At 55.9% G+C, this 3,196-nt stretch carries 3 protein-coding genes; 1 reads left to right on the plus strand and 2 read right to left on the minus strand.

From position 1 onward, the window contains the following. Positions 1-817, minus strand: an 817-nt coding sequence (locus tag WAW39_RS11990; RefSeq protein WP_422319076.1) for a hypothetical protein, incomplete at its 3' end; no start/stop codon positions are given. Positions 818-1,064: 247 nt separating this feature from the next. Then, entirely contained in the window at positions 1,065-2,099 is a 1,035-nt protein-coding gene (locus WAW39_RS11995; RefSeq protein ID WP_422319077.1) for a ThuA domain-containing protein, read from the minus strand. Positions 2,100-2,186: 87 nt separating this feature from the next. Between WAW39_RS11995 and WAW39_RS12000 the strand changes: the two genes are divergently transcribed. After that, on the plus strand, positions 2,187-3,196 hold a 1,010-nt coding region (locus WAW39_RS12000), incomplete at its 3' end, for a right-handed parallel beta-helix repeat-containing protein (RefSeq protein WP_422319079.1).

Consider the following 3,196-nt stretch of genomic DNA (forward strand, 5'->3'; position numbering starts at 1 on the left):
CCTTCGCTGTCAACGGCACTATGGCTGTGAATTCCCCCGACTTGCGCGATGCCATGACGTCACCACGGTGAACAAAATTTTCCATCGAGTCGGATGGATCAAGTCGCGAAAAATCGAGCTTGTCGATTACCTCACGCGGAATGGCTGCCGAAAGAACGGGGATATTCGCTTCCTGGCCTGTGCTGGCCTGCACCACCGGAACCAGTGTCGTCACGATCACGACATCTATTGGTAGAAGTGCGAACACTTCACAGGCAACGCGTAGAACACATCCACAGACGTAGTCTTGATATAAATCATGAAAACGCCCCTTGGGCATGGCTTTCGTGATGACCTTGCCTACCGAACTCAACGATTTCACCTCAGCGGGAATCACATTTTTCCCACATACTTGGAGTTCGCACTCGATGAGTTTCGCATGTTCGACTCGAAACGAAATGGAAGAGCCGAGCGTGGAGAGTTCGCCAAAAGCGGATAGTTTGGAGAGTGCGTCCGCGTAGGCCTGGCTGTCTCCTGACAGTACTCGTCTCGATAAGGAACGCATGCTTTCCCAATCAGCATAATCTCGTGCATAGGCTTCCGCGTCTTGCCCCTTCGCCTTGTGGACAGGTAATGCGGCAACGAGGGCCATCCAGTCAAAGTGTGGACTGCTTTCCCGGTGAACTGAGAGCAGCACCTCGATCAAATTCTCGTGCGCTTCAACCTCCATACGTGCCCGTTCCTGCAATGAGAGCTTTGCTTGTTCTTTGAGCAACTGCTCAAGCTCCTTTTGCCTCTTCCGGGCTTCGCGCTCTTCACGTCGTTGAGTAGATTGCATGCTTTTCTATGTGGCGGCCCAGCTCATTTTTGGAAATGCTTAACCCCTTTGTCATTGAGTTTGGTGTTTAAGGCAATGTATTTCCTACGAAATTGCAGGTATTATTCCAAATTATATAAGGGAACGATTATCGGTAATTTTCGAGGAAAGGGGCGCTAGTGCACAAAAAAGAGATGGAGCGGATGGGTAAATAAAAAAAGCGCTGTGTTGCCACAGCGCCCTGGTTTGAATTAAACTGACTTCATCCTCAAGGAATGTTGCCGGGAGTGGAGACGCCTTCTTCGAGCTTCAGCGCCCACTTGATGCCGGCGAGGATCATTTCCTGATAGGTCTCGGCGATCTCGGGGCTGTTCTTGCGCTCCTTGGTGTCGGCTTTCCAGGTGGGGTCCCAGACGTCTTCGCGGTGGCCGAGGGAGTTGTAGTAGACACGGCCTGCGCCGACTTCCTTGCACCAGGAGACGGGGTAGTAGCGGCCTTTCTGGGCTTCGACATCCTTCAGGTCGGCATCCTTCTTGGGGTCTTCGATGTTCTTTGCCTTCCGCTGCGCGGCTTCGGCCTTCATCTGCTCGAGGTTCGGGTGGGTGTTCAGACCGAGGAGGCCGTGGACTTTGGCTTTGTCGAAGGTCTTGATGATGTAGATCTCATCGAAGACTTTCCAGCCGAGGGGGACGGTCTTGGTGATGGGATGGGCGGGGTCGTGAACGACGGGTTGGATTTCGACCTGGGATTTGTGGGTTTCGAATTCGCCGCCGAGCATGTCGATGTAGCCACGGAAGGGGTGGTAGGTGTCGGAGCCGGAATGCATGGCGATGAAGGCCTTGCCGCCTTCGATGAGCTTGATGAAGCCGTCGCGGTCAGGGAGGAGAAGATCGCCGGTGGTGTTGGCGAAGACGAAGCCGTCATAGCCTTTGATTTTGTCGAGCGCCATCTTGTCGGCCATGTAGGCGGCGATTTTGTCATTCCAGATCTTGTTGGCAGCGTTGAATTCGGCGTTTGCGATGCTGAAAGTTTCAACCTTGGCCTTGAATGATTCATCCGTGTCTTTCTTGTCGCGCTCGGGCTTCTTGGGGCTCTTCGGCTGTGGGCCGACATCCGGCTGATGGACGAAATCGACGGTGAAGGCGCCGGACTTGGCACCGAGTTCGGCGAGGACTTTCTCAGCCGTCTCGATTGAGGAATGGCGGAAACTTGTGGTGACGGTGACGACGAGGAGCTTCTTCGGCTCCGCGTAAGCGGAAAGCGAGAGAGCAGCGACAAACAGGAGCGTGAGGCGTTTGATCATGGGTGGTAAGGAACCAACGTGGCGTGGCGAAGATCTTTTGCAGGTGGAAAGTACGTGAAAGGGAAGATCTGGCTGCGTTTGTGTGAGATGAAATCAATCTTATGCTTTCTGTTTTTGTCTCTGGTGATGTCTCATGCGCAAACGGCCACACCGGTGACGGTGGACGCTGGCAAACATCCCAACCTGCAGGCCGCGCTGGATGCCCTGCCGGCAGCCGGGGGGCTGGTGACCATCCCGCCGGGGAATTATGAGATCACCGAGCCGCTGCGGGTGAAGACTGCGGAGACGCGCATCGTGGGCAGTGGTGCAGCGACGCACATCCTCAACAAGAATGAAGCAGGCGCGCCTGCCTTCATCCTGCGCCCGCCGAATCTGGACACGGACAAGAAAGCGCAGCTCTGGCGCGTGCAGATGGCGGACCTGCGAGTGAGCGGCAATGAGAAGAGCGGCGACGGCATCTTTGCCGAAGGCATCCAGGAGATCTATTTCGAAGGGGTGTCGGTGGATCACCATGGCGGCCATGGCATCCACATGGTGAACTGCACGGAAGATCCGCGCGTGGCGGACTGCATCCTCACTTACAACAAGAAGAGCGGCATCGAGATCCTCGGCGGGCATGACATCGTGGTGAACGCGAACCACTTTGAAGAGAACTGGGACGGACTGCGCTGCATCGACGCCTTCAACCTGTGCATGAACGGCAACAACATCGACGACCACCTGGGGAATGGAGTCATCATTGAGAACACCTACGGCTCGGTGCTCAGCGGCAACATGATCGAGGAGTGCAATGGCACGGCGGTCATCCTGGACCGCGACTGCTATGGGATCACCCTGAGTGCGAACGTGATCGCCCACCACCTCAAAGGTGGCATTGATCTGCGGGATGCCTGCGGCTGCACGCTGAGCGCCAACACCTTTGTGCTGGCGCATGAGTTTTCGGTAAGGGTGGGGAAGGATTCCGAGCGCAACACGATCAGCGGCAACACCTTCTGCAACACCTACATCGGGGCAGGGAAGGACAAGCGCCCTGCTGAGGCGAAAACGCCGATGGGGGTCGATGCAGGGACGGGTGTGCTGATTGAGGAAGGGGTCAA

The organism is Prosthecobacter sp., assembly GCF_049294395.1.
Lineage (GTDB): Bacteria > Verrucomicrobiota > Verrucomicrobiia > Verrucomicrobiales > Verrucomicrobiaceae > Prosthecobacter.

What these genes read in the sequence shown, in the direction of transcription:
- WAW39_RS11995 (WP_422319077.1), bottom strand. Translation starts at nt 2,099, where the DNA reads ATGATCAAACGCCTCACGCTCCTGTTTGTCGCTGCTCTCTCGCTTTCC.